The organism is Collinsella aerofaciens (assembly GCF_015548375.1).
Taxonomy (GTDB): domain Bacteria; phylum Actinomycetota; class Coriobacteriia; order Coriobacteriales; family Coriobacteriaceae; genus Collinsella; species Collinsella aerofaciens_AB.
In genome coordinates this window covers 38,776-65,542 of record NZ_JADMWW010000015.1, presented here as the reverse complement: position 1 = coordinate 65,542, position 26,767 = coordinate 38,776, and the positions used below count along the sequence as shown (strand labels likewise).

General features: G+C 60.4%; 26 protein-coding genes and 5 tRNA genes. 1 reads left to right on the top strand and 30 read right to left on the bottom strand.

Annotation, left to right across the window (positions count from 1 at the left end; translation table 11 throughout):
* Positions 1-337: 337 nt before the first annotated feature.
* From I1969_RS07495 to serS, 7 genes are all read right to left on the bottom strand, one after another.
* Positions 338-428, bottom strand: a tRNA-Ser gene (locus tag I1969_RS07495).
* A 206-nt stretch (positions 429-634) separates the two neighbouring features.
* Positions 635-1,720, bottom strand: coding sequence for an AAA family ATPase (locus tag I1969_RS07490; RefSeq protein ID WP_229028322.1), 1,086 nt, complete (start codon positions 1,718-1,720; stop codon positions 635-637).
* A gap of 162 nt (positions 1,721-1,882) precedes the next feature.
* The gene (locus I1969_RS07485) at positions 1,883-4,324 is read right to left on the bottom strand and encodes a tetratricopeptide repeat protein (RefSeq protein WP_195234259.1); all 2,442 of its coding nucleotides are present in this window, start codon (positions 4,322-4,324) and stop codon (positions 1,883-1,885) included.
* Positions 4,325-4,700: 376 nt separating this feature from the next.
* Positions 4,701-4,777, bottom strand: a tRNA-Arg gene (locus I1969_RS07480).
* Positions 4,778-5,130: 353 nt separating this feature from the next.
* Positions 5,131-5,207 (bottom strand) — tRNA-Arg (locus I1969_RS07475).
* A 77-nt stretch (positions 5,208-5,284) separates the two neighbouring features.
* Complete coding sequence (locus I1969_RS07470) at positions 5,285-5,662, bottom strand: hypothetical protein (protein ID WP_022094533.1); 378 nt, start codon at positions 5,660-5,662, stop codon at positions 5,285-5,287.
* Between the two features lie 173 nt (positions 5,663-5,835).
* Positions 5,836-7,119, bottom strand: coding sequence for a serine--tRNA ligase (gene serS, locus I1969_RS07465; RefSeq protein ID WP_040359108.1), 1,284 nt, complete (start codon positions 7,117-7,119; stop codon positions 5,836-5,838).
* 111 nt (positions 7,120-7,230) lie between these two features.
* Here serS and I1969_RS07460 point away from each other — a divergent pair, with 111 nt between their 5' ends.
* On the top strand, positions 7,231-7,404 hold the full coding sequence (locus tag I1969_RS07460; RefSeq protein WP_006235069.1) for a DUF6724 family protein: 174 nt from the start codon (positions 7,231-7,233) through the stop codon (positions 7,402-7,404).
* A gap of 159 nt (positions 7,405-7,563) precedes the next feature.
* Here I1969_RS07460 and proC read toward each other — a convergent pair whose 3' ends face one another.
* The 23 genes from proC to cpaB form a co-directional block, all read right to left on the bottom strand.
* Entirely contained in the window at positions 7,564-8,334 is a 771-nt protein-coding gene (proC, locus tag I1969_RS07455; RefSeq protein ID WP_195234257.1) for a pyrroline-5-carboxylate reductase, read from the bottom strand.
* A gap of 73 nt (positions 8,335-8,407) precedes the next feature.
* Complete coding sequence (rlmH, locus tag I1969_RS07450; protein WP_035136824.1) at positions 8,408-8,878, bottom strand: 23S rRNA (pseudouridine(1915)-N(3))-methyltransferase RlmH; 471 nt, start codon at positions 8,876-8,878, stop codon at positions 8,408-8,410.
* 6 nt (positions 8,879-8,884) lie between these two features.
* Positions 8,885-9,823, bottom strand: coding sequence for an SPFH domain-containing protein (locus I1969_RS07445; RefSeq protein WP_022094529.1), 939 nt, complete (start codon positions 9,821-9,823; stop codon positions 8,885-8,887).
* Between the two features lie 306 nt (positions 9,824-10,129).
* Positions 10,130-10,216 (bottom strand) — tRNA-Leu (locus I1969_RS07440).
* Between the two features lie 43 nt (positions 10,217-10,259).
* Positions 10,260-11,177, bottom strand: a complete 918-nt coding sequence (locus tag I1969_RS07435; protein ID WP_195234255.1) for a TatD family hydrolase — start codon at positions 11,175-11,177, stop codon at positions 10,260-10,262.
* The gene (gene rsmA / locus I1969_RS07430) at positions 11,167-12,027 is read right to left on the bottom strand and encodes a 16S rRNA (adenine(1518)-N(6)/adenine(1519)-N(6))-dimethyltransferase RsmA (protein ID WP_195234253.1); all 861 of its coding nucleotides are present in this window, start codon (positions 12,025-12,027) and stop codon (positions 11,167-11,169) included. Before rsmA ends, I1969_RS07435 begins: the two co-directional genes overlap by 11 nt.
* Positions 12,028-12,134: 107 nt before the next feature.
* On the bottom strand, positions 12,135-13,736 hold the full coding sequence (gene metG / locus I1969_RS07425; RefSeq protein WP_195234251.1) for a methionine--tRNA ligase: 1,602 nt from the start codon (positions 13,734-13,736) through the stop codon (positions 12,135-12,137).
* 69 nt (positions 13,737-13,805) lie between these two features.
* Complete coding sequence (gene rsmI / locus I1969_RS07420; RefSeq protein ID WP_035136820.1) at positions 13,806-14,684, bottom strand: 16S rRNA (cytidine(1402)-2'-O)-methyltransferase; 879 nt, start codon at positions 14,682-14,684, stop codon at positions 13,806-13,808.
* Between the two features lie 6 nt (positions 14,685-14,690).
* Entirely contained in the window at positions 14,691-15,752 is a 1,062-nt protein-coding gene (locus tag I1969_RS07415; protein ID WP_035136819.1) for a glycoside hydrolase family 5 protein, read from the bottom strand.
* Positions 15,753-16,415: 663 nt separating this feature from the next.
* A tRNA-Phe gene (locus I1969_RS07410) sits at positions 16,416-16,488 on the bottom strand.
* Positions 16,489-16,611: 123 nt separating this feature from the next.
* Entirely contained in the window at positions 16,612-16,896 is a 285-nt protein-coding gene (locus I1969_RS07405; protein ID WP_099432624.1) for a ribbon-helix-helix domain-containing protein, read from the bottom strand.
* Positions 16,897-17,009: 113 nt separating this feature from the next.
* Complete coding sequence (locus I1969_RS07400) at positions 17,010-17,369, bottom strand: DUF192 domain-containing protein (protein ID WP_271748037.1); 360 nt, start codon at positions 17,367-17,369, stop codon at positions 17,010-17,012.
* Positions 17,366-17,842 (bottom strand): TadE/TadG family type IV pilus assembly protein, encoded by a 477-nt coding sequence (locus I1969_RS07395; protein ID WP_195234248.1) that lies wholly within the window; start codon positions 17,840-17,842, stop codon positions 17,366-17,368. Before I1969_RS07395 ends, I1969_RS07400 begins: the two co-directional genes overlap by 4 nt.
* Positions 17,842-19,758, bottom strand: coding sequence for a hypothetical protein (locus tag I1969_RS07390; protein WP_324248654.1), 1,917 nt, complete (start codon positions 19,756-19,758; stop codon positions 17,842-17,844). Before I1969_RS07390 ends, I1969_RS07395 begins: the two co-directional genes overlap by 1 nt.
* A 220-nt stretch (positions 19,759-19,978) precedes the next feature.
* Positions 19,979-20,479 carry a TadE family protein gene (locus I1969_RS07385; RefSeq protein ID WP_271748038.1) on the bottom strand — a complete coding sequence of 167 codons (501 nt, stop codon included), beginning with the start codon at positions 20,477-20,479 and terminating at the stop codon, positions 19,979-19,981.
* A complete protein-coding gene (locus I1969_RS07380; RefSeq protein WP_195234242.1) occupies positions 20,454-20,672 on the bottom strand; it encodes a hypothetical protein in 219 nt (72 codons plus the stop codon). The genes I1969_RS07385 and I1969_RS07380 overlap by 26 nt, the downstream gene beginning before the upstream one ends.
* 1 nt (position 20,673) lies before the next feature.
* A complete protein-coding gene (locus I1969_RS07375) occupies positions 20,674-20,904 on the bottom strand; it encodes a hypothetical protein (RefSeq protein WP_195234240.1) in 231 nt (76 codons plus the stop codon).
* Between the two features lie 296 nt (positions 20,905-21,200).
* On the bottom strand, positions 21,201-21,434 hold the full coding sequence (locus I1969_RS07370) for a hypothetical protein (RefSeq protein WP_195234238.1): 234 nt from the start codon (positions 21,432-21,434) through the stop codon (positions 21,201-21,203).
* 10 nt (positions 21,435-21,444) lie between these two features.
* Positions 21,445-22,086: a type II secretion system F family protein gene (locus I1969_RS07365; RefSeq protein WP_138339730.1), complete on the bottom strand. Its 642-nt coding sequence runs from the start codon at positions 22,084-22,086 to the stop codon at positions 21,445-21,447.
* Complete coding sequence (locus I1969_RS07360; RefSeq protein WP_195234236.1) at positions 22,083-23,009, bottom strand: type II secretion system F family protein; 927 nt, start codon at positions 23,007-23,009, stop codon at positions 22,083-22,085. The genes I1969_RS07365 and I1969_RS07360 overlap by 4 nt, the downstream gene beginning before the upstream one ends.
* The gene (locus I1969_RS07355; RefSeq protein WP_195234227.1) at positions 22,982-24,310 is read right to left on the bottom strand and encodes a CpaF family protein; all 1,329 of its coding nucleotides are present in this window, start codon (positions 24,308-24,310) and stop codon (positions 22,982-22,984) included. Before I1969_RS07355 ends, I1969_RS07360 begins: the two co-directional genes overlap by 28 nt.
* The gene (locus tag I1969_RS07350) at positions 24,307-25,956 is read right to left on the bottom strand and encodes an AAA family ATPase (protein ID WP_195234225.1); all 1,650 of its coding nucleotides are present in this window, start codon (positions 25,954-25,956) and stop codon (positions 24,307-24,309) included. Before I1969_RS07350 ends, I1969_RS07355 begins: the two co-directional genes overlap by 4 nt.
* Positions 25,956-26,615, bottom strand: coding sequence for a Flp pilus assembly protein CpaB (cpaB, locus tag I1969_RS07345; RefSeq protein ID WP_271748039.1), 660 nt, complete (start codon positions 26,613-26,615; stop codon positions 25,956-25,958). Before cpaB ends, I1969_RS07350 begins: the two co-directional genes overlap by 1 nt.
* Positions 26,616-26,767: the final 152 nt, after the last annotated feature.

Sequence of the window (26,767 nt, the reverse complement as noted above, 5' to 3'; positions counted from 1 at the left end):
GATGCGGGCGTGTTGGCTAAAATGGGTCGGCCGGGATTGGTCAATCTCGGCCGACTATATTTGGCTAAATTATTCCGACGCTAACAGCGCTTCGCTCTGCCGGTCGTTCTTGCCTTGAGTGATGTCTTTAGATTCGGCTTACGCAGCCCGACCTTTACCATATTTCTACTCCATCCCCTCGGAACCCCACACCGGGGTGCACGAGCACGCCTGGGTCTCCCCGTTTTCAAGCGCCCCGTGTTTGCCTAATGTTCACGCCCTTTCGGACTCTAATCCCCAGCTGCCATTCTTGATAATAAAAAAGGGCCCCAAATGGGACCCTTCTTCAAAGTCATACTGGCGGAGAGCTGGGGATTCGAACCCCAGATGCCCTTTTGGGGCATACTCGCTTAGCAGGCGAGCACCTTCGGCCTCTCGGTCAGCTCTCCGTAACAGCCGTTCTATAGTAACCAAACAGCCGAAGTTGGGCAAGGGGAATTTTGAGGCGTTTCCTCTTTTACCTCTCTTTTACCAGTAAACGTCTCAGTCAATCATCTCAACCTGTAACATCTGCAGGCCGTAATCCCCTCCAGATGTTACAGGTTGAGACAAAGATACAAGAACGGCTCCAGCGACAGCGCGGACAGCCCATTCTTTATTTGTCCTCTCGAACGGTCTCCAACAGATAATCGCGCATGTACGGAATTGCAAACGAAACACAGCCATAGCCCGCGGGCTCAATCAACCCCGCATCGATCAGACGCTTGCGATATGACCCAACTTTGTTCGCCGACAAACCCATCTTCTTGGCGATATCGCCGTTGGTGATATCGACGCCCTCGCATTGAGCCATCGCCGCGAGATACTGAAACTGCCGTTCCGACACCCTGCGCAGCGCTGGGGCAATCACCATAGCATTAAAGCTATCAAGAGCCGCCTGGATACCCTTACGAGCCGCCTCTTCGCTCACGCTCTCCGCCCCACTGCGCGCAGCAACCTGCCAAGCGTAATATCCGACCAGCTGGACCATAAAGGGATAGCCTGCCGAAGCTTTTGTTAATAGCTCAGCGGCACCTTTGTCGAGCTCCTTGCCCGCTCGTCTCATCGTATCCTCAAACGATCCGCCAACTTCAAAATCGGAAAGCCGAGTAAGTTCAACATGTTTGGCTCGCTGAAGGAACGTCAACGTATCATCCACCACCACGCCATCTACCGATGTCGGCAGCCCGGCGAAAGCGAAAGCGACATTCGCTCCTTGGCGGATCAAGAGCTGCATCTCATTGCCTAGCTCGCGCATTTCCTCAGTTGAGGCATCCTGGATCTCGTCGAGCGTAATGAGCAGACCACCGCGCTTCGCAGCATCGTACATCGCCTCGCCCAGATGAGAGGCCGACTTCGACATCTCCATGGAGCCAAGGCTGACCCCTAAAATCGATGGGGAAATCGAGATTGATTCAAGACGAACGTTTCGCTGCAGAGCCTCGAGGATTCTATTGCAAAAACCAGCATTGGAGGCAACGTCAACGACCTCGAATCCTTTTTTGCGTGCAAGGTCACCCAATGCATTAAGGAGCACCGTTTTACCTGTGCCTCGGACGCCCGAGATGCGCATGAGTCGATCGGGGGCACCAGGACCATTCTCAAGAGCCTCGGCAAAGTCATCCAAAACAGTGTCCCGTCCGATAAGCTCAGGCGGATTCATGCCCGCCGTTGGCTTAAAGGGGTTAACAGCTTTCATCATTCTGCCCTCCTCTGCTAGTTTTAACAACTTTAACAAAGTTTAGCAACTTTAGCAGAGTTTAACAGTTTTAGCAGGCTCGGCGGCTTTATGCCTTACCAATCCTGCCGGGTCCTCCCGCCCGCGCCGATACAAATAGCGCGGTGCGGCCCCTCTATATCGCCCCTACCCCAGCGAGCGGTTGAGGGAGCCGAGCTCGTCGTTACCCATGGTGCGCCACATTTGGAAGATGCAACCGCGTGCAAGGAAAAAGAAGCCGTTGTCGACCAGTTGCACGGCGGCATCCGCCAGCTGATTCGTCACGGCGGACACTGGCGGCAGCTCAAGTCCAGCGGTGCGGATGGTCTCGACCGCTTCCTCGAACGTCGGCGGCTCGCTGACGCCCATCTCGTTCATGAGGCCCTGCATTTCTTCCAGCGCGCTGCTGCCCGATTCCTCACCGCGCGGCACTAGACGGTAACAAGCCAGCGCCAGGTCGAGCTGATCGCAATTCCAATAGGCAAACGCCAAGCGGTAGAACAGGTAGCCAATTGCAGAACGATCGCTGGCAATACGTAGGCCGTGGCGCGCCACCTCGATAATCTCGTCAAAGCGCTCCAGACGCGCAAGCACGTTGATGAGCGCAAAGTGCGATTGCATGGACGAGCGCGCCAGATCGTAAAGATGGCGCACCTCGGGCAGTGCTCGTTCAAAGTCCTCTTGCTCGGCGTAAAAGCTGCAAATCTCGTGCTGGGCAAAGTACAGCGCATCGGGCGCACGAAGGATCCGCACAGAGTCGTCTTCTTCCAACACCGGTAGCACCATGCGCACCAGCTGGTTATCGCAAAACTGCGTTTGAACCGGACCTGTCGCCAAAAGCTCGGCGACGGCGCACTTAGCCTCCAACTCCTCGACAAGACGGGAAAAGCCTTCAAAAGCACCTGTACGGTCGACTTTTGCCTGCTCGCGCAATTCAACAACACGGGCCACGTATGGGTCGTCGTCCTCTTCCATGACCTCCAACTCGTCAGCCGTATCGGCAAGCAGCAGATCGCGCAGCGCCGGCGGCAGCGTGCGATGGTCATCACGCGGACGAGCATGAACCTCCGCAGGCTCAATCGTCTCCGGAGCGGTTGACTCATACGCCTCAAGCACACGCTTGCACGGCATATCGTCCATGTCCATGCTCTCAAGATCCTTGGCGACAGGCACGCAATCGGCCAGATAGGCCGCGCGCTCAAAGAAATACGTTGCGACAACGCGCTCACCCTGCTCACTGTCGGGAGCAGCAATCTGCACATAACAGCGCGTGATGCAGGTGCCCGCGGCAAAACACGCTGCCGCAAGCGTGAGTGCCACGCGCGCATCGTGCTCCGCGGCCCAGATCGCGCGCGTGTCCTCGTCCAGCTCGCGCCAGGCGTCATCTTGAGCGTCGTATTCACGTTGCGGCATGGCATCAACGACAGAGCGTCCAAACCGAACGAGCATAATCCCCTCGGCAACGTTTGCCCGATAGGTATAGTCGAGCCGCGTGACCACGTTAAGCGCCTCGACAATGCGCGCGAAGCGGGTACGCACATCCCACTCACCGCCCGGCCGGCAAGCCACCGTACCCGGTTTGCCCCACGGGTTATCGCTCGAGGCCGTATCGAGCAGTCGGGGAACATCGTTGGTCGTCTTGGCGATATGCCACGCATCAAAGAGCGCGCAGCCCTCAAGACTCGGCGAGGATGCCGCAGGGACCAATCCGGCCCCGATGCGCTCAAGGATGCCGGAGAGGCGGTTGAGACGGCACTCGATGGCAAGCAGCATGTCAATCTCGTCCTGGTCCAACAGGCTACGATCAAAATTGAGATAGAAAATCTTTGAGCGATCAATGCGAGCCAGGCTCATCTCGGACTTGGCAGCGATGGTGCGCAGGCGGGGCAAGTCAATTTCGCTCATAAGGGCGGCGGCATAGCGCTCGATACCGCTCGGATTCTCGGCATGGTCAACGCGGTAGAGCAGCGTCTCGATAGCATCGGGGAGCGGTGCCGTGTTAAAGCCCAAAAACACCTCGACCGGCTCGGGCAACTTTACGAGCTTGATCTTGTCGACAACGTTTTGCATACCCTCGTCGAGTCCGCCGGCGTCCGCCGTGTTCACAATAGCGCTTTCGGAGTTGGCAAATATCACGTAGCGCAAGAACATCGAGGCCATGAACTCGCCGTAAGGAAGGGCGCGGGTCGAATTCCATGTCTCGTGGTCGGACTGCTCGCGCATGGGGCCTTCGGGAGAGCCGGCAGTTTGCGCACACGCGCGCATTGCACCGTTGGCTTCCCTTACCATAATCTCACCAATACTGGAATCCGACTCGTCAAGGACCAGTTCCATGTCGGGATCGTTGGGCAGCGGAGCCTCGCTGACGGGGCGGTCCACCTTGTACACCTCACCCGAAACGCTTACGTAGCCCAAAAGCGACACATGACTTTTGCCAACGAATTCGACGACATAACAAGATTCAAGCTGATCCTCGCCAAAGAGTTTCCAGACCACGCCATATGAGCGTCCCGCAGGCTGCTCGGGCATCGCCGGAAAGCGCTTCTTGGGATCGAGAAACCTGAGCCTGTATGTCGGACGCTCTGCCACGAAATATCACCCTGATCGGTCGTCTAGAGAAGGAGCGGTCGCGGATAGGCCGCGATACCTACTCGGAATCTTACACGAGTCGATAAGAAATCGTCCGCTTCACGCCCGCGCCTCGACCGAGGTTCGAATCCATGCAGTGCTTACGTAAAAGAAAAGCCCCCGTTGCCGGGAGCTTTAATCTCAAATGGTGCGGCGTATAGGATTCCGCGCATCCGCTGCGCGGATCCGCACCGGCTTCGCCCGCCTGCCGGCGCGCTCGCCCGCGGGCTAAAAACGCTCCGCGTTTTCTTTACGCCCGCGCCTCGACCGAGGTTCGAATCCATGCGGTGGCGGCATAAAAGAAAAGCCTCCGTTACCGGAGGCTCTAAAGTTCAGTTGGTGCGGCGTATAGGATTCGAACCTATGACGTTCTGATTCGTAGTCAGACCCTCTATCCAGCTGAGGTAACGCCGCAACGCACGGATTATTATGCACGTGACCCCTCGATGGGTCAAGCGACAATTTGGAAAAATTTTACGAAGTGATGATTAAGATGCTCGCGCCTCGACCGAGGTTCGAATCCATGCGGTGACGGCATAAAAGAAAAGCCCCCGTTGCCGGAGGCTTCAAGTTCAATTGGTGCGGCGTATAGGATTCCGCGCATCCGCTTCGCGGATCCGCACCGGCTTCGCCCGCCTGCCGGCGTCCTCGCCCGCTCGCTAAAAACGCTTCGCGTTTTCTTGACGCTCGCGCCTCGACCGAGGTTCGAATCCATGCGGTGACGGCATAAAAGAAAAGCCCCCGTTGCCGGAGGCTTCAAGTTCAATTGGTGCGGCGTATAGGATTCGAACCTATGACGTTCTGATTCGTAGTCAGACCCTCTATCCAGCTGAGGTAACGCCGCAGCGCAAGACATATAAAACCACTTTAGCTTATTGGAGTCAAGCTCAATCTCAAACTTTTTTGTGAAACGCAGTTTTGTCATGCTGCTCCGCATATACCGCCGTTCCCCGTACGATCGATTGGCTTTTCGATCACGTCAAACTTGGCATCAAGTTCCCTCAGGAGCGATCTCACCCGCTGGGCACAATCATAATCGGCAAACGAGATGCTCAGCATGCGCGCGACCTGGTTGGAAGTCCCAACTCCATAGAAGTGCTCCAGCGCCACAAGCCCCACGTGCGTCACAAAGGTCTCGACCACATGCGGCGACTCCTCAAAACACCATTGTGTCAACGGACCCTCACTCGTCTGTCGAACCACCAGGCCACCCATGCCAGACGGCTCACACGTTACAAGCAGGTACTCCCCACCCTCGTCGCTCTCAAACAAAACCACCCGATCATCAAACAGCTCCATCGCGTCCCCTTTCTCTCGCTCTTATTTAGCAAAAGCATAGCAGGTAGATGGCTGTATACAGAACAGTTGTTCGTGTGTTTTCTATTGAGCTGTCCGCACGGCATGGTATGGACCTGCGCACGAAATAGGGCGCCCCCGAAGGAGCGCCCTTGCATATCCCCTATGCAGCCAACTTACGCGACCGGCTCGATCTTCTCGAGACCACCCATGTAAGGACGCAGGACCTCGGGAATCGTGATGGTGCCGTCGGCGTTCTGGTAGTTCTCCAGAATGGCGGCCATGGTGCGGCCGGCCGGCAGGCCGGAACCGTTGAGCGTGTGCAGGTAGCGCGAACCCTTGAAGTTCTCGGGGTCGCGGTACTTGATGTTGGCGCGGCGGGCCTGGAAGTCGCCGCAGTTGGAGCAGGAGCTGATCTCCTTGTAGGCGTTGTAGCTCGGCAGCCAGACCTCGACGTCGTAGGTCTGACGGGCAGAGAAGCCCAAGTCGCCGGTGCACAGGCTAATCACGCGATACGGAAGGCCCAGCTGCTGCAGCAGGTACTCGGCCTCGGCGGTCATGCTCTCGAGCTCCTCGTCGGACTCCTCCGGCTTAGCGAACTTGACCATCTCGACCTTGTCGAACTCGTGCTGACGGATGATGCCGCGGGTGTCGCGACCGGCGGAACCGGCCTCCTCGCGGAAGCAGGGGGTGAAGGCGGTGTAGCGGCGCGGCAGGGTGTCGGCGTCGAGGACCTCGCCGGCGTGCAGGTTGGTGAGCACGACCTCGGCGGTGGGGATCAGGAAGTTGTCGCCCGAGACGTGGTAGGCGTCGTCCTCGAACTTGGGCAGCTGACCCGTGCCAAACATGGTCTGACGCTTGACGACGATGGGCGGCCACCACTCCTTAAAACCACGGCTGGTGTGCGTATCGAGGAAGAAGTTGATGAGGGCGCGCTCCAGGCGGGCGCCGGCGCCACCGAGAACGGTAAAACGGCTGCCGGAGAGCTTGTTGCCGCGCTCGAAGTCGAGGATGTCCAGATCGGTGCCCAGATCCCAATGCGGCTTAAAGTCGAAGTCGAACTCGCGCGGGGTGCCCCAACGACGGCGCTCAATATTCTCGTCCTCGTCCTTGCCGTACGGCGTGGCCTCGCAAGGAATGTTGGGCAGGTGAGCCATGAAGTCGTACTGCTCCTGCTCGAGAGCAGTACGGCGCTCGGCCAGACCGTCAATCTTCTCGTTGACGGCGCGCACGGCCTCCTTGGCGGCCTCGGCCTCGTCCTTCTTGCCCTCCTTCATCAGGGCGCCGATCTTCTTGGACTCGGCGTTGCGCGTAGCCTGGAGCTCCTCGACCTCGGTGATGACGGCACGGCGCTCGTCGTCGAGCTCAAAGAACTTCTCGCGATCCCAAGACGTCTGGCGGTTAGCCATGGCGACATCGATGGCATCGGGGTTCTCGCGAACAAACTTGATATCAAGCATTAGATCCTCCGGCGATATACATTCCATTTAGGTTGCAACCTTGTACATGTATGGGCAAGTATATACTTATGAGCGTTTACGACCCAACTCAACTACGCAAGAAGGCACCCAATGGACGCAGTTTTTTCCTTTTTGTTTGGCACCCGCACCGGTTTTGCCATCCTTTTCGCCGGCGGCATCCTGTTATTTGCGATTCTTGCCTTTGTAATGGAGAAGCGTACCCATAAGATGTACGTCGACCGCGGACCCAAGTCCGAGGATGAGGAAGACAGCTTCTGGGACTAACCTGCCAAAAAGGGACAGGTTTATTTTGGTCTGTTTTATCTGGGCAAACGCAAGCGCCCCGCAACTGGAATTGAGCCAGTTGCGGGGCGCTTTTCGCTAAAAGGACAAAACCGCAGAAAATATCTGCCAAAAATAAACCCGTCCTTTTTTTGGTCGGTTTTACTGGAGAGTTGCGTCGATTGCCTTGACCAGGGCGCTGCGCATGCCAGCGTCCTCGAGCGCAACGACGCCCTTGATGGTGGCACCACCGGGCGAGCATACGGCATCCTTCATCGCCGCAGGATGCTGGCCAGTTGCAAGCTGCAGCTTTGCCGTACCTAGCACCATCTGGCTCACAATGTGATAGGCATCGGCACGCGGGATACCGTGCTTGACCGCCGCATCGCCCAGGGCCTCGATTGCCATGGCGACAAATGCCGGAGCGCAACCACCCACCGTGCCGCCCACAAACAGCAGGCTCGTATCGAGCTCGACCACCGCACCGAGTTTGCCAAGCAGATCAAGCACCACGGCGCTCTGCTCATCACTAAGCGTGGAAGCCTTCTCGCAAGCGATGACGCCCTCGCCCACCGAAACCGGTGTGTTGGGCACCGTCGAGATATGCGCGACGCCCGGCAGGACCTGCTCCCACTTGGCACTGTCCCAGGTCCAGGCAACCGACAGAACGACCTTTTTGGCAAGAGCATCCTTGAGCGGGGCGAATACCTTCTCGATCATGTACGGTTTGACCGCAGCGACCACGATATCGGATGCGGCGACAACCTCGGCGGCATCGTGGCAGGCGACCATGCCGCGCGCCTCGCAGCGCTCAACCAGTGCGTCGTAGCGACCCGCGCAGGCGCACATGTCGCTCGCAGCTACACCGGCAGCGATCCAGCCATCGGCCATAGCGCTCGCCATATTGCCAAAACCGACAAATCCAATCTTCATATCTCATAGTCCTCTCAGACACGCTCTTCAAAACGAAAGCTATTGTCCCACGCCATTGTTTCGTATTGCCGACCTATTTGTGATACGGCTCGCCACGGCTGATCTTGCAGGCGCGGTAGATTTGCTCCAGCAGCACCACGCGCGCCAAGTTATGCGGCAAGGTAATGCGTCCAAAGCTGAGCATCTCGTCGGCGCGGGCGCGCACCTCATCGCTCACGCCGTCCGAACCGCCAATCACAAAGGCGATGTCGCTGCTGCCTCGCAGCATAAGATCGTCGAGCCTCGCCGAGAGCTCCTCACTCGAACGCTCCTTGCCCTCGATAGCCAGCAGGATCACATGCGCTCGAGACGGCAAGGCAGCAAGAATCGCCGCCCCCTCCTTGTCGCGCGCGGCATCCACGCCGCCCGCCTTGGCCGGGTCAATATCGGCCACCTCGCGGATATCCACCTTGGCATAGGCGCCTAGGCGCTTGGTGTACTCAGCGCACGCGTCCTTCCAAAAGCGCTCTTTGAGCTTGCCAACACAAACGACGGTGTATTTCACGCGTGCCTACTCCTTTGACTCGTTCTGAACCTTACCGGCAGCCAGCATCTGCTCGAACATAGAGGCCGACTGCGAAAAGTCGCTCGGCAGCACGACTGTCGAGGTTTTACCCGTGCGAGCGAACTCCGTCATCATCTCGGACCACTGCGTAAACATGAACAGTTGGTTGGCCTCGTCATTGCCGACACCCGTCTCCTGGATGATCTCGAGCGAATCTTTGATACCCAGCGCGATGGCCTTGCGCTGGTTGGCGATGCCCTCACCCGCCTTTTCCATAGCCTCAGCCTCGGCGGTCGCCTCGGTGACGCGCTTGATGCGGTCTGCCTCAGCGAGCTCCTGTGCCGCAGCGCGCTTGCGCTGGGCGGCGTTGATGTCGTTCATGGAGTTCTCGACCTCGGTCGGCAGTGCGATTTTGGTGATGAGCGTCGACACGAGGGTGAAGCCGTAGGCGGCCATCTGCTCGGAAACGGTAGCGTTGACATCCTTGGCGATGTCATCCTTCTTGGCAAAGACCTCATCGAGTGTGTAGACGGGAATCGAAGAGCGCAGGGCGTCGGTGATGAAGTCACGCATCTGGTCGACGGGCTCCTGCAGCATGTAGTAGCTCTTGTAGATACCCGAATCTGCCGGGCCGGCGCCCATGTCATAGCTCACGTGGTACTGAGCAGAGACCTCAAGGCCGATGGTCACGTTGTCCTGGGTCTTAACGTCGATGCCAAAACCGTTTTTCATGGTGCGCAGACTCACCGTGGCGGCCTTGCGGTCGATCACGGGCACCTTCATGTGGAAGCCCGCGTTGACGATGCGGTTAAACTTGCCCAGACGCTCGATGATCACGGCATGCTGTTGTTCAACGACATAGCAGGCGTTAGGAAGCAGCAGCAACAAAATGATGATGGGAATCAAAAGGCTGGTAAGGGCGGCGATGATACCGGACAACAGCATGGTCTCTCCTCTGATAGGCACACGTTGGCACTAGGATACCCGCACGAAGCAGCAACGTGACATCAACAAGAGGCCCATAACAAAAAAGCTCCCATTGCTGGGAGCTCTTTCATTTAATGGTGCGGGCGAAAGGACGTCCGCGTATCCGCTTCGCGGATCCGCACCGGCTTCGGCCGCCTGCCGGCGTCCTCGCCAGCTTGCTAAAAACGCTCCGCGTTTTCTTTACGCTCGCTCCTTCACAGGTTCAAGTCCCTGTGATGGGCCCATAACAAAAAAGCTCCCATTGCTGGGAGCTCTTTCATTTAATGGTGCGGGCGAAAGGACTTGAACCTTCATGGGGTTGCCCCCATACGGACCTGAACCGTACGCGTCTGCCAATTCCGCCACGCCCGCGTGCAGGAAATAGAATAACGGAGCGCCATCGCGAACGCAAGAACTATTTTTGAAAAAGTTTGCAGGCATTTTCCCAAGCTGCTCGCGCGATTGCCTCAGCATCCTCGCTGGTACGATCGACACGGTCGTTGACCAGCGTGTTTGCCGTAATGGAGATCATTGCGGGCTCGCATTCAAGACCGCGGATGGGCTCCGGAGCCATATACGGGCAATCCGTCTCGAACAAAATTCGATCGAGTGGGGTTGCCGCAAATGCCTCGCGCACATCGTCGTTGCGCTTAAAGGTGGCCGCACCGCCATAGGCGATATAGCAGCCCAAATCCACAAAGCGCTCCATCGTGGCGCGGTCCTCGCCAAAACAGTGCAGCACACAACCAGCCTGGGGCACACCCACCTCGCGCAGTACGTTGTACGCATCAACGTGCGAGGTGCGCTCCCCATCCGAGTCCTCGTGACGCAGGTGCAGCTCCACCGGCACATTGCGGCGCACGGCAAGCTCGAGCTGGCGCGCCATGCAATCAATCTGCACGTTATGGGGTGCCGGCGCGATATCGTCGTCATAGTCCATGTGATAGTCCAGGCCGATTTCGCCAATACCGGCGCATAAGGGGTCATCAAGTGCCGCAACGACCTGTGCATGAACGTCGTCGGTATAGTCCGGCGCGCCATACGGATGCACGCCGGCAAGATACTTGATCTGCGGGATATCCTGCATCGGAAGAATCTCGCGCACCAGCCAGTCGCTATAGTCCGCCACGCTGCGCTTGTCGGCAATGGGGTCGAACATCGTCACCAACAGGTCGACGCCCGCGGCTTTGGCGCGCACGAGCGTCTCGGGCACATCCTTGCCCCAAAACGAAAGCAGATGTGCATGCGTGTCGGCAAGCGGCGCCAAGGGCACGGGACAAGCAACCGTCTTCTTTTTCTTGGTAAACGTCACGCGTTCGGCATTAGGCGTCATGGATTAGCTCCCGGGCCAGACGGACAAAGTCGGCAACATCGAGCGTCTCGGCGCGCGTGGTGGGTGCAATACCGCAAGCCTCAAAGGCAGCATCGAGCACGTCCTTGGCAAAGCCGTTGGCGCTCATGGAATTGCGGATGGTCTTGCGACGCTGAGCAAATGCAGCATCAATCACGCGGGCCACAAATTCGCGATCGAGCCCCTCGGGCACCACGCCGTCAACACGGTCGATACGCACGACGGCCGAGTCCACGTGCGGCGCCGGCATAAAGCAACGCGGCGGCACCTCAAAGCGACCCGTCACCTGCGCATACAGGCCGAGCTTTGCCGTATAGCCGCCATAGGTCTTGTTGCCCGGCACTGCGGCAATGCGATCGGCAACCTCCTTTTGCACCATGACGACGGCACGCTTGAGCGCGGGCATCGTCTGGAAGAACTGCAGGATGATCGTCGCCGCCACGTTATAGGGCAGGTTCGCGACAAATACCGTCGGCTCACCGCCCGCAGCCTGCTCAATCTGCTCCGGGCCCACCTTGAGCGCGTCGCCCATGATAAAGCGGAAGTTGGCATAGTCGGCGGCGTGGGCGTCGAGCACCGGCTCGAGCTCGGGGTCGGCCTCAATGGACGTAACGCACGCCGCTTCCTGCAACAGCGCAAGCGTGAGCGTACCAACGCCCGGACCAACCTCGAGCACGCGCTCATCGCCTACAAGCTCGGCAAGCTCGCAAATGCGCTCAATTACATGGTTGTCGATCAGGAAATTCTGGCCCAGGCGATGCTTGGTCGCAAGGCCAAACTCCTCCAGCAGCTCCCTGGTGGCCGTGGGGTTTGCCAAAGGCGAAGTTGTCATGGTTGCCTCCTCAGCATGATGGCGGCGTCTTGAAACAAAAGGGCATGGACCGTGGCGGCCATGCCCTTACAGCTAAACAGCAAATTGCCGATATGGCGCGCTGCATCTTAGCCCAGACGCGGGAACAGCGGCTCGCCCTTCTCGACAGGCTGACCGCCGGCAAGCAGGCCCCAAGCGCAAATGCCCTTGAGGTCGTCGGTCGCGGCCTCGTCCTCGCAGGACAGGCGGCGCAGGGCCTCGGCAGAGGTCTGAGGCATGAGCGGCATCAGCAGGTGGGCGGCAATGCGGATGGCCTCGAGCAGGTTGTAGATCACAAACGCCAGCTCGTCAGCCTTGGCCTCGTCCTTGGCAAGTGCCCAAGGCTCGGAGTCCTCGATGTAGTGGTTGGCGGCATGGATGAGCTCCATGACCTCGTCCTTGGCTCCGCCGTAATCGAGCACGTCCATCTTGGCCATGTAGCGGTCGACCAGACCATCGGCGATCTTTGCCAGCGGGTTGTCGAACGCATCGAACGATGCGGGCTTGGCGGGCGCGCAACCATCAAAGTACTTGCCGCTCATGTTGAGCGAACGCGAGATAAGGTTGCCCCAGCTGTTGGCCAGGTCGGCGTTGTAGACCTGCTCCATGCGATCGAAGCTGATGGCACCGTCGGTACCGGGGACGACGTCGGTCATGAAGTAGTAGCGATAGCCCTCGACGCCCAGCATGTCGATAACGTCCTGCGGAGCGATGGCGTTGCCGCGGCTCTTGGACATCTTCTCGGCCTTGCCGGTCTCGGCATTGCGCACGGTCAGGAAGCCGTGGGCAAAGACGTGCTCGGGCAGGGCCTCGCCGATGGCCATGAGCATGGCGGGCCAAATGACGCAGTGGAAGCGGATGATGTCCTTGCCCACGATGTGGAACTGCGCGGGCCAGCGATAGGCCAGCTCGGCACGCGCCTCGTCGGTGTCGACACCGTAGCCGACGGCCGTCATATAGTTGAGCAGCGCATCGAACCACACGTAGGTCACGTGACCCTCGTCAAACGGGACCTGAATGCCCCAGTCAAAGCTCGTGCGGCTCACGGATAGGTCGTTAAGGCCGCCCTCGACAAAGCTGCGAACCTCGTTCATGCGGAACGCAGGCTCGACAAAGTCGGGGTGCTCGTCATAGAGCTTGAGCAGCTTGTCCTGGAAGGCGGAAAGCTTAAAGAAGTAGGACTCCTCCTGCACGCGCTCAAGCGGACGGTGGCAGTCGGGGCACAGGTGCTGGCCGACGCTGCCGTACTCCTCGTCGCCCTTCTGGACCTGTGTATCGGTGAAGTAGGTCTCATCAGGCACGCAATACCAGCCGTCGTAGCTGCCCTTATACAGGTAACCGGACTCCTTCATGCGCTCCCACAGGTACTGCACGGCATGATGCTGGCGCGGCTCGGTGGTGCGGATGAAGTCGTCGTTGGAAATCTCGAGCTTGCTCCAAAGCTCCTTGAAGTGCGGGGCCTGGCTGTCGGTCCACTCCTGCGGCGTCATGCCATGCTTGGCTGCGGCCTCGGCGACCTTCTCGCCGTGCTCGTCCATGCCGGTCAGGAACTTGACGTTATAGCCGGCGGAGCGACGATAACGGGCCTGAACGTCGGCGATGATGGTGGAATAAGCCGTGCCCAGGTGCGGATCGGCGTTGACGTAGTAGATGGGCGTCGTGATAAAGAACGAAGGCTTGCTTTGATCCATGGGGTTTGTCCTCCAGAAAAACGTTGCATACAGAGGATGATTCTAGCGCAAGGGCTGGATATCCTCCATCTATTGCATATCGAGCACCATGGCATAGACATCGCGCTTGCGGCGCGAATACTTCTGAGACAGGCGCTTGGCCACCGCAGACGCGGGCTCCCCCTCCTCGAGCGCGGCGCGGATATCCTCGCGCAGGGCCTCGTCGGGATCCGCTGCCGCGGCGCCAACCGGCACGATACCGGCCTCCTCATCCTCGCTCGGCGGCGCGATGACCAGCGCAATCTCGCCCTTTACCTCGCCGCGAGCACGCAGCTCCTCAGCAAGCTGGGCAGCGGGCCCGCGCAAGACTTCCTCGTGCAGCTTGGTGAGCTCGCGGCAGACGGCAACCTCACGCTGGGGAAAAACCTCTGCCACGGCCTCGAGCGTCGCCACGATGCGATGTGGAGACTCGTAGAAGATGAGTGCGCCGGGAACCACGGCAAGGCGCTGCAAACGACGCACGCGGTCGCCGTGCTTTCGGCCCAAAAAGCCCTCAAAGAAAAAATGCTCACAGGGAATGCCGGACGAAACGAGCGCCGTGACGCAAGCGGAGGGCCCGGGAATAACTTCGACGGGCACATCGGCCTCACGTGCCGCCTCGACCAGCGCCTGGCCGGGATCGGACACGCTCGGCATGCCGGCGTCCGAGGCAAAGGCGAGGGTCTCCCCCGCCAGCAGACGGTCGACCAGGCCGGCGGCGCGGCTGGCGATCACATTCTCGTCGCAACGGACAAGCGGCTTGGAAATGCCCAGGTGCATCAGCAGCTTTGACGTCACACGCGTGTCTTCGCAGCAGATGACATCGGCGGCGGCAAAGGCCTCGCCAACGCGCGGGGACAGGTCGCCCAAGTTGCCGATGGGCGTGCCGACCACATAGAGTTTGCCCGTATGGGCGCTGTTTTGCGTCATATCAACCTATTCAATCATGCCACGCTCGAGCGTACCGAGCGCCGCGCGGGCGTCCCATGCTGCAATGCGCTTCTCGGTCTTCCACGTTTGGAAGAACCAACCGGCAGCCGGCGCAAACGAAGCCAGCTGATTGGCGATAAACACGCGCTCGTAGGCATTGCGGCCCTCGGGCGTAACCGACGAGTTGGCAAAAATCGCCGCGCCCGACCATTCGCCCACCAGCACGGGGAACCCAGTTGAAATCGCTTCTTTAAGCTCGCGCTTGTTACGCGAAATCGCCGTCGTCAGCCCGCGGGGGCTCGTGATGTCGAGCGCATGCTCGTCGCGGTAATGGTACAGGTGAAGGTCCATGTAGACGTTCTTGTACTTGGCGCCGCGCATAAAATGCTTCCACTCGCTGGGATGCCCCGACGACGAGAAAACGACGATCTTATCCTCGGGCATATACGAACGGACGAGCTCGTAAGCATCGCGATAGAAATTGCGCAGGTAGTGAGCAGGAATGCCATCCGTCATGGTGAAGAGGCTCTTACGGACACTCATCTGCGGCGTATCCAGCAGCTCAATGCCCAGCAGGCTCTCGGCCTCGCCGTAACGCTCGGCCAAGCGCTCGAGCACGTCAAGTGCGACATGGCGGCCGTTAGTGGACGAATGCCACTCGGCAACAGCCTCCGGCGTGGCGGGCGAATCGTTGGAATCGCCCTGGCCACCGGGCACAGTCGCCAGGTCAAGCAGCACGCGAATGTTGTACTTGGCAGCCCACTCAATCGCGCGGTCGATGTAATCGACAACCGAGATGTAGGAGGCATCGGACTCCTGTGAGCCAAAGGCATACCAAGGCACCGGCAGGCGCACGGCGTTGAGGCCGATCTGCGCCATGCGACGGAAATCATCCTCGCTCACAAACGTCTCGTAATGACGGCGCATGCGCTCGTTATAGGCGGCGGTGCCCATGGCCTCCTGCAGCTCGGCTGCGTTGGATGCACCGGTCGCCGCATACAGCGACGGGGTCACCCAAGGCTCGGGAATAAACCAGCCAGAGAGATTAACGCCGAGTATCCTCTCCATCACTGCCCCCTTCGGATCGTGCAGGCCGAGCCTGCATCGTATTGCATAGGAAAAGTATCGTTTTGAGTATACCCGCGCGTGCGGACAGACGACCGAACGGTCTGTAAAGTGGCGCAAAAGCGGGAGGAATGTCTGGGCGGGCCCGAGATGGCGCGATGAGATGTACATATGCGCCGGAAGTAGGCGGCCGGAAAGCGCATCCCGTTTTTCGCAAAAGACTGGGATGCATTTTCCGTTCGAGGCCTCAACCGGAAAATGCATCCCGTTCTGAGCGCGGGATCTGGGACGCAGTTTCCGCCAAAGACCGCAAAAGGAAAGCACATCCCATTCTGACGCCGGATTCCGGGTCGCGCTTTCCCAAGCGGCCTCAAAGCGGAAAGCGCATCCCACTCTGAAGCCAAATTCCGGGACGCAATTTCCGCAGAGCCCTCAATAAAAGAAAAGGACCCCTTTGCAGAGGTCCTAGTCAATTCAAGGTGGCGGGGAAGGGAATCGCGTCCGCGCGCCGCGCGGACGGACCGCTGTGGCGCTTACGCGCCTTGCGAGCTGCGCTGGCAAACGCTTACGCGTTTACTCAGCTCCGCGCCCTCACGGGGTTCGATTCCATGTGGAGGCTGTATAAAAGAAAAGGACCCCTTTGCAGAGGTCCTAGTCAATTCAAGGTGGCGGGGAAGGGAATCGAACCCCTGACACGAGGATTTTCAGTCCTCTGCTCTACCAACTGAGCTACCCAGCCATTTGAGGTGTGCCTTGTTTCAAGGCTTGATTAGTATAACCAAGGACGCGTTCCGGTCAACCGAGAATTTTAAAAAAGTTTTTGAGCACAGCCTCGGTTCTATAAATCGGCACGTCAGAGGCATCAGCCGGCAGCAAGAAGTTTTTCACTCAGAGCCGCACGGGCAAACTCACTTGGCGTCATCCCCTCGGCAGCCGCCCGTCGACGAATGGCCTCCTTCATTCCCAGAGGAATCTTGACCGACAGCGTTGCCGTCCCCTCACCTGAGAGCGGGGGCCGTCCACGCACGATCCCACCAACGGTGTGTTCGCCATCCGGAAACTCTCCGCGCTCGTACGACTCGCACCACGCGTCAATCATTTCATCCGTTACAACCTGACCATTAGCGGCCGTATACGTCTTGCCCATCATCGACCCCTTCCGTCAGGTGCTTTTTAGCGTTGGGATGGATCTCAACATCCATGCATCTTCTCCTCCATCTTACCCAATTTCGTATGACGAAAGTCCACTGTCGCCAATTCTTAAGCCGGCACGCGTTGGAGAGCAGGGGTCGAAACAATGATTGAAGGACGCTCTAGTACGGCCCAGGCGCCGGGGCAGGAGCACATACGCCATGGACGTACGTTTTCGTAGCATACGAGAACGTAGCCGCGTGCATCGATAAAGGCGATGTCGATGGGATAGGCCATAAAACACGTATAGACCGAAGAGCAGTGTGGAAACGCCATGACGAGCGGCAGGCCGTTGGCGGCAACCGGACGCCGTCCCAGCATGCCACGCAGGCGCACGGCAAACGACTCCGCCACCGCAAACTCGACCGGCGTCCAACCCAGCCTGTTGAGTGCCCGCGCGTAGGCGATGTAGGACGAGACCGCGGTCACATGACCACCCCCGGACGCCATGGATCGACCGTCACCGCGCGCTCGTGCGACAACGTTGTCGGCGCCCCCAGCAGAACGCCAGCGATGCTGAGAGAAGTCGGCCACGGCTCATAGTGCATGGTGCAGGTGTAGGTCCTAAACGTACCGGATAGGGAGAGCAGGCCACCATCCGATGCCTCCGCGCCTTGCTCGCTCGACACTTCGATCTGTAAGTCATAGCCTTCCATGGCATTCAGAATTTGAGTCTGGACCGTCGCCGAGGCATCGGCAGAGCTCTCGTCACCCTCCCCGCCCGGCGCCACAGCGTGCGCCAGCACGATGTCGGGCACCACGCGGTCGAAGCGCGCGACAGCGCCGGCAAAGATCATGACGTTGTACACGATGAGTGCCAGCACCAGCAAAACGGGCGTAACCACTGCCATCTCCACCGTCGCCTGGGCGCGCTCCTCGCGCAGACGCATGCGAATACTCATTACGACCCACCGCCCAGAGCGCCAACCAGCGTGGCGACATCGACGGTGAGTGGGATGGAGCCGCCGCCGGGCAGAGGAATCTCCGCAAGCGTGAACACCGTACCGCTAATGGTGCGTTCGACTTGATATTCCAACGCCTCGCAAAGCGCCTTGGGATCGGTCACGCCCAACGGAATACCTCGCAGTTTGTCTTGTGCTTGAGAGAGACCCGCAATGTCAGACCCCGGGCTCTTAATGACGTTGGCGGAATCGGTCAGCACCGGCTTTCGCAGGCGCAAGTCGCACGGTTCCAGACCCAACGCCGCCACGGACGCCGAAACGGTATCGCCGAGCCACGATGCAATGGAGCCCAACGCACCGCTGCCCCCTCCTAGGTCTTTAATCATCTCGTCCATAAGTTCGTCGGCCGAACCTTGGATATCACCGTATCCCACGAGCAGCCGTCCCCAAACATCCATGACGCCGTCGAGCACGCCGGCAACGCCGCCCGAGCGTTCCTTCAATGTCGAGAAAAATCGCGAAAGCACGTTGTTTTGCGCCGTCGCCTCATCGGGCGCCAGCACCGCGGCAGAGATAGCACCGCGATCGCCAAGCCTGACTGCCGTGTTAAACGAGGAGTTAAGTTGATCGGGGCTGGTAATATCACCCGAAACTGCAAATGCGACCACGCCGTTGCGTCCAGGTGGGGCGATACGCGGGCGCTCGCCGGAAAGCGCTTTAATGGCCTGGTCAAACGCATTGCCTGCACGGTCGGCCTCGTCCTCGGTCTGACGCTCGAGCTCGAACTCCTTGTTGCGGCATTCGACGTAGTCTTCCAGAGCCTCTTTGAACTTGTCAAAGTGGTACTCGAAGCCGTTTTCGATGAACGATGGCGGCATGAGGGCGCTTCCAAGCGTAACCACGCCGAAGCCGCACGCTTCGCATGTATCACGACCATCATAATCAGCAACAGATGCCAGCCCACTCGGAGTCCCTTTCTGATAGACGGGGCATTCGACTCCATAATGCAGGTATGTTCTGCCGTCGTTGTTGCTTACAGGCCATGCGGCATCGGTGTAAAGTTCGGTCGGCCGCACCTCGTTTGGGACACGCGGCAATAGTGGGATATAGGCAGAAAACCGTTCGCCATCATCTTTTATGTATGCTCGATCGACCTCTTCAATCGCATAGGCATAGAACGCTTTTCGAGCGGCTGACTGCGCTTTCATCTCGACGCTCGATCCCTGAGGTTTTTCATTCGCCAAGCGCTGTCGGTAATAGGTTTTCGCGCGATCGAGCGCTATTTGCGGCTCCCATGTGATGCTCGACTTTTCATGACGGTTCTGGCTGTCAGATAGTTCTGCTAGTTTTTTCGCACGCTCCCACATACACGAGTACTTGCCAATCGAACTCTCGTCCGACCCGCCACAATCCGCCAGCCAAGCGCGCTCTTTGGCCTTCGCCGTCTCCTCCGATGCTTTTTGTAGCTCCTCGGCCGCGCGTTCCAGATCTTCCGACGCATCTTTAATGGCATCGGTCGAGATTTCGGATCCTTCGAGCGCAACGAAATCTGACTCGGATGTCCTGGGCACGGCAAGCGCCGTACCGGTATAGGTCACGCCGTCGGTATCCTGCGCCGATACTGTCTGCATGGCGCGCGCGGCAACCAGATACGGCAAGGCGGTCTCGATCTTTTGCAATCCCTTTGACGCGCTTTTGGCAAACTTGTTGCGTGTTTTAATGATCTTGGTCCCCGTGTCGATGATATCGCTGCCAACGACCTCGGCGCCCGGAATGAGGATGGCGACCAAGCCGGTGCCGATCGTGGCAAACCCCGCCAGGCCCAAACTCAAAATGCTCGCATCCACCACCGTGGCGGCCGTGTGATAGGACGACACCACGTTGGCGCCCGCCAGTGCACCGCTATCGGCCGCCACCTGGGTGTCTCCGGCGCGCGACATGCTCCATATCGCCGCGGTCGACGAAAACAGCAGCGTAAGCACCACCAGAATGACAACCGCAGAGGAGAGCGTGGTATAGGCGCCGTCTTCGATAAACAAGTCGATACCGGCACGGCCCATAAAGCCGCCCCGCTTGCGGCGAGCGCCTGGTCGACGGCGGGCCGCAAACCCTTGCGTCGCCCGCAACAGGCAGCGCCTAATCCCATGCAGCAATCCATGAATCATAATCTCCCTCCAGCCATTCGGGACGCGATCGATACGAGACGTCGACCTTGAGCTCGACATAGCCGCCCTCACCCGCACTGCCCATGGCCTGCACAAATGCACCGATCACGGGCAGCGGCTTAACCTCGCCGGTAACGGACACGGACGAAACGCCGCCGGCACCGGCCCGCCCCAACTCGATATCCCACGACAGCGGCCCGCCGGCATGAAAAATCGAGACGTTGGGCACCGCGGCAAGTCTGCGGCGAGTGAACTCCTTAAGGTCATCGTCGCCCCGCACCGTCGTCGTGATCATAAGCCGCGCGGTCTCGGCGGCGGCAGACTCCATGACCGCACGCGTATAGAGCAGGCACACCGGCTGCAACGCGAGCAAGATAAGCGTCAAAAACGTCGGCAGCAAAAAGGCGGCCTCGACCGTAGACTGCGCCCGATCCTCGCACGCGATATCAATACAGAGCGATGTCCTTGGCACCCGTCGCGGCATCGATAACCGACGACGGAGCGACGCCATGAGACGCTGCCCGCTCGACCAGTGCCGCCAAGCGCCCATCAGTGCCAGCGCGCCAAAGCCCCGCAATCGCCAGCACAATCGATAACAGCGCCACGGTGACGATGGCGTATTCGACGGTCGACTGAGCAGATTCCTCACGCAGGACATCATGCATTTCACGACCCCTCCTTTGACTCCGTTGTTTGCGGAACCAGACGCACGGCACGCAGGCGGCACGAGGCATCGCCGGCATCCGCAGCAACCGTCACCATGTCGACCCAGCCTCGCCCATCGCGCACGATGGCGCCCCATACGTTGCCCTTAATATCGAGATAGCCGCTCAGGGCGAGCTGGGCCGTTGGCACCTCGCGATAGGCACGCAGCAAGTCTGCCGCTGCCTCGGTCATCGGCCGGTCCTCGGACCATGCGAGCCGAACCGCAATCGCGTTGTCTGTAGACGGCTCCGTCGCACTGGCCGCCCTCTCGTCGAGTGCCTGCAAAAAGGTCCGAGCCGTGACGGCGGCATCCTGACCGCCCGTATCTTGCGCGCCTTCCGCTTGTGACACCGCCGCCGAGCCCGATCCCAAATCGGCAGTAGCGCCTGGACGCTGCTGCCGCGCAACACCCAGCCCCCAAAACGCCACCGCTATTGCCACGAGCAAACAGACGAGCACCAGCGGCGAACCAACAGGCCGCCTGCCTCCTACAGGCTGTTGATGCCGTCTTTGATCGCGTTCCATAGTTCTTCGACTTTGCTCTTAAACGCGACGATGGCGATAATCGCGATCACTACGAGCACGCCGACCAAGATGGCGTATTCGGTAGTGCCCTGCGCGCTCTCCTCCCGCAACAGCGCCTCGGCACGCTGGCGAGCGCGGATTGCCCGGCAAAAAGCCCAGCTCCAAGCCTTGCCCGCAATGTCGGTCATCGTGTTCATGTATTCCTCCCTACATCATCCCGCCAGCTCCCAGCAGCGGGCCCAATATGGACAGAAGCAACGCCGGCAAGATGAGCGTGCCGGTGGGAATCAGCAACTTAACCGGCGCGCGCTCGATCTCGCGCTCGACTGCGGCGCGATGGGCCGCACGGATCTCGCGACTTTGAGCAGCCAGCGTCTCGGCCAGCGGAGCGCCCAGGGCAAGCGCCTGCCCCACCGTGATGGCAAAGGTCTCAAGCGCCCTCACGTCCAAATCACGCGCGGCAGCCAACAACTCGGCCTCGCGCGTCCCCACGCCCACCTGCCATGCCATGCAGGCTCGCTCAAGACGGACGGCCAGCACCGACCGACGATTGGCACAGAAAATCTCGAGCGCCGCATCAAACGAAAGGCCGGCAGAAAGCCCCAGGCGCACCACGTCGATCATCTCGGACACCTCGCCGAGCGACACCCGCGCCGGGCCGCCCGCCCCAATCGCGCCCTTCATTCGCGCGGTCAGGGCATCAATCACCGAGCAGCCCGCAGCAATGACCAGTACCGCCTCACGCTTGCACGTCTCTGCAATCTTGCGAGCATCCGCGCGCTCCAAACCCGTCGCGGCAAATACGCTCAGGGCACACAGACAGGCCGCGACCCCGACCAGGGCGCTCATAACTCCACCCGCATAATGCGCCGGATAACTACCAAGGCAACGACGTTGAGGGCAAGCCCCAGCACCACGGCGCCCGCACCAGCCGGCGTCGCAAGACCGCGGCGAAAGTCCGCCGAAAGCAAGGCCAGCACCGCGCACATGCCCGCCGGCATCGCCGCGACCATGTGTGCCGACATACGCGCCTGTGACGTCTTAACGTCCAGACGGCGTTTGAGCTCAATGCGCTCACCCACCATGCTCGACGCCTCGGACAGCAAGCCGGCAAGTGGAGCCCCGGTACGCTGCGACACTTTGAGCGCCAAGGTGACAAGCGAAAGGCCGGGGACATCGATGCGAACGAGTAGGTCATCGAGTGCGTCGGTCGCCGAGATGCCGCAATCGATTGCCGCCGCCACCCGCAAAAACTCGGTATGCACCGGCTCTTGCGCATGGGCGCCCACAAAGCGCATGCCCTGTGCCAACGAATGCCCCGAGGCAAGCGACATGGATAACGCCGTGAATGCCTCGGGCATGGCCTCTTCTACATCATGCTGTTCGCGTCGGCGATCGAAGGTGTCACGTGCGGCGCCCACGCCAAACGGCGCCACCAGCCCCAAGACAAAGCCGATGGGCGACAACGACGCAACGGCCAGCAAAACGCTGCAGATACCGCTCGACAGCAGCAGAAATGCCAGACGAGCCGCGTTATCCTCAATAGCAAGCCCAAGGCGATCTGCGGGGATCAGCGACGCCCACGAGCGGGCAATCTTTGTCAGCAGGTCGTTTTCCGCCAACTCACGGGGCAGCTTCTCCGCCATCGATTCGAGCGTCTGGCGCGCCAGCTCCGCCGGTGGCATCCGCGGCACACGAGGTTCTGCCCCACACGCCGTCGCGACAGAAAGCCCCGCCAAACCCCCTACGACGAGGGGCATAGCGATCTCCATTCGTCCACCTCCTCTTGCGTGAGCGTTCCCGACCGCAAGCCCTCCGCAATAAACGGCGGCTCGCGGTCGAGCGTCCAGGTGCGTTCGGCGGCATCGAACGTCACATAGCGTTCGAGCTCGACACCGCCCGACGCGCCGCGGTGAACCCCCGAATATGAGGCCACAAAGCGCTTGCCATCTGCATGACGCTCGGACATCACGATGCCGTCGATCGCCATGGCGATCTGCTCTTCGATAAGCTCACTCGGCAAATCGATGCCGTAGCGCGCAAGCAGCGTCAGGCGAACCACGGTCTCCTGCTCGGTACCCGCATGGAGCGTGGTGAGCGAGCCGTCGTGGCCCGTGTTCATGGCCTGCAGCATGTCGCAGCACTCGGCGCCGCGCACCTCGCCCACGACGATGCGGTCGGGGCGCATACGCAGAGCATTGGTCACCAGGTCGCGAATCGTCACCGCACCCTCGCCCTCGATTGACGCCTCACGCGCCTCCAGACGAACAACGTGTGGGTGATGTGCAAACTTGAGCTCGGCGGAATCCTCGATCGTCACGATGCGCTCGCCGGTGGAAATCTCGCACGACAGCGCGTTGAGCAGCGTGGTCTTGCCCGACCCCGTGCCTCCCGCAACCGCCAAGTCCTGCCGCAACGACACCGCGCACGACAGCAGCTGCGCATACCAAAGCGGCAGTGACCCCAACCCCACAAGCTCATCCAACGAACAGATACGGTCCGAGAACTTACGGATGGTGAGGATTGGCCCGTCGATCGCCACGGGTGGAATCACCGCGTTGACGCGATAGCCCGTCTTGAGGCGGGCGTTGACGATGGGGCTACGCTCGTCGATACGACGGCCGAGCGGCGAGATGATTCGGTCGATGAGCACACGGATCTGCTCGTCGTCCTCAAACGCGTGCTCGATGGGATACAAAACGCCACTGCGCTCAAAAAAGGCAGAGCGACAGCCGTTGATCATGATTTCGGTAACGGTGTCGTCCTCGATGAGCGGCTGCAGCGGTCCCAGGCCCACCACGTCATCCAGGATCTCGTCGATGATGGTCTCACGCTCAGGCGTCGCCAAGTCGGTCGGCTCTTCCACGTTGAGCGCCGCTTCCACCGCCGGACGTAGCTCAGAGCGGGCAAGGGCCGAGTCGACGTAGGCACTGATGCGCGCCACCTCGTCGTAGCCCATGCGGTCCATCACCGCACGCTTGGTGCGGCGTTTAACGGCACGGCGGCGTCCCGCATCAACGGGGGCAGCCGCGGCGACCGCGCCAGCGGCTTTAATCCTCGTCTGCAGACTCATCGCGAATCACCCTCACGCGACCAGGGAAGACGAATGCGTGGGCGCTCGGTGCGGGTCGCGCGGTCGGCGACCATATCGCTCCAGGGACCGACGGCACAGCCCAGCTCCACGAGCATCTCGCGCGTGGCCTCGCGCACGCTGGTCGCAAAAGCGCTCGTCTGACCCACTGCCTCGTCGGCGCGACCGAATGCCATGAGCGCGGCCAAGTCCTGACCGCCATCGGCAATGCGGATCTTGGAGCTCAGTGCGCAGGCAATCTCAAAGCGCATGGCGACGTCCTCGTCGGCACCGCGCGCACCAAACCGGTTGAACACGGCGCTCATGCGCGTGCGTGGCACGCCCACGCGGCTCGCCAGCTCAATGACGCGCGAAGCGGATGTCGCGGACGATACCGCCGCATCGCCTACGACCAGGCAACGGTCGCTCGCCGCCACCGCGGCGGCCACGGCATCACCCCAAAAGACCGAGGTGTCGACAAAGACCACGTCGGATTCGCGACGCAAAACATCGAGCAATAGCTCCACCGGACGTGCCATGAGCTCGGCCTTCTCGGGGGCCGCGACAGGCCCCCAGAGCGTGACGCCCGGGGCGACGCGCATCGATGCGGCCACGATATCCGGCTCGGCAAGTGCGCCCGCCGCCGACGGCTCGATAAGCGTCGCCATATCGTGCGGGGCATCGACACCCAGCAGATCGTATAGGTTTCCAAACATGAGGTCCAAGTCGAGCACGGCGGCACGCAAACCCAACAGCGACGCCGCATGCGCCATGGTGGCAACGATCGTCGACTTGCCGCAACCGCCCGAACCCGAGACGGCGCAGACGACCGGCGCCCGACGCGGCGGAATCGAAGCGTCCGCCGACGGCGCGGGGGCCGACGGTGCAGGAACCGGCGACACGGACGTGGGCGATAACATCCCCGTCTCCCCCGCCGCGGTCACGCGCTGAGCCCAAGCCGGCATGGCAGGCTGCCCGGGCTGCGATTCCGAAGCCAAAGACGCAGCGGCACACGGCTCGTCAGCCCCGGCAAAACCCTCGACCTCGTCGAGCTCATCGGCCAGATTTACGCCGTGCACGTATCCCATGTCTTCAGCCAGAACGTCATCGCCATACGGTACCGGCCTTCCAGCGTCATCGTATGCAAGGGGGTCCCGGAGGCGCCGACCATGCTCGGCTTCCGCTTTTCCATATTCATCAACACGCGGGCCTCTTGTAGCGCGAGGCGCCCCGGGTTCCCTATCAACAAAAGCATCGGGCTCAATCGTCATGCGCCGATCGGAATCAACCGTTCCCTCGCCCGCGCGCCCGTTGCCGCACAAACTGTGCGCAGCGATGACCTCGGTCGCCCCCGCGCGAAACAGCCCCTCGATATCCGACGGGTCGAATGTCTCGATCAACACGACGACGCGGCTCACACGGCCCTCGGCCGTCAGGCACGCAACGGTCTTCCGCACGTCTTCGGTATCGAACAGAGACGCCGCGATGATGGCGGCACCGCGGCGCGACGGAAACGCCCGCGCCATGGATACCAGCCCGTCCAGGTCGCCCACGCGAAGCACCTGCGCACCCACATCGCGACCCTCGACTTCCTGCTGTAGCAGCCCGTAATCGCCGCACACGCAGCACGCAAGCCAGATCGCCTTCATCACTCGTCGCCTCCGCTCTTTTTGCCGCGCGCCGTGGCGGGAATCGTCAAGCTGACCGTTCCCTTTCCCGAGGCTCCCAGCAATTCCTTGACGTCTTCGGGGTCTGCCGCCAGCGTCACCCACTCGATCTTGCCTTCACGCGTGGTGCCGGCATCTTCGCTGGTATCGATCACGTACGCGCCGCACAAACGATCGGTCACGCCATCTTTTTGCACGTACACATCCACATAGCTGCCCACGCCCGTGGCGCCGCCGACCGAGTGCTCGGCATCGACCGCCACCGAAACGGCAACCTTGCCTTTAGGCACCTCGAGCTTGTGGCTTTCGGCCTTGGTGTAGACATTGCAGATCACGGCGTTTTTGGGAATGCGCGAGGTCGTCACGTCGCCGCGCACCTGACGCAGCTCGGTCGCCGCATCACGCGGCAACAGACTCGCCAGCCATTCCTGAGTTATGACATTAGTCTCGTCGAGGGTCTCACCCGCATCGATATCGCGCGCCGCGACGCACACCTCAACGCGGTCGCCGCCGTATTTTGCCAAAGTATCGGCCTGGGCCTGCTCGGCTTGCGAGCGGATCGACGAGCCGTAGACCATGCAGAGCGCCGCGGCAAGCACGCCCGCGACCAGACTGATGGCGATGCGCTTGCTCTTGTTCACGGCCGCTCCTCTCAAGGTAGCACCGGGCAAATGCCCGTACCACCATTGTCTGGGCGACCAGGGCGCAAAGCGGCGCAATCGCGATCTTGGTTTTAGGTGTCAAACCAATTGCTGACCAAAAGCTGACCAGCCCGTCAAGCTCGTGGCAAGGT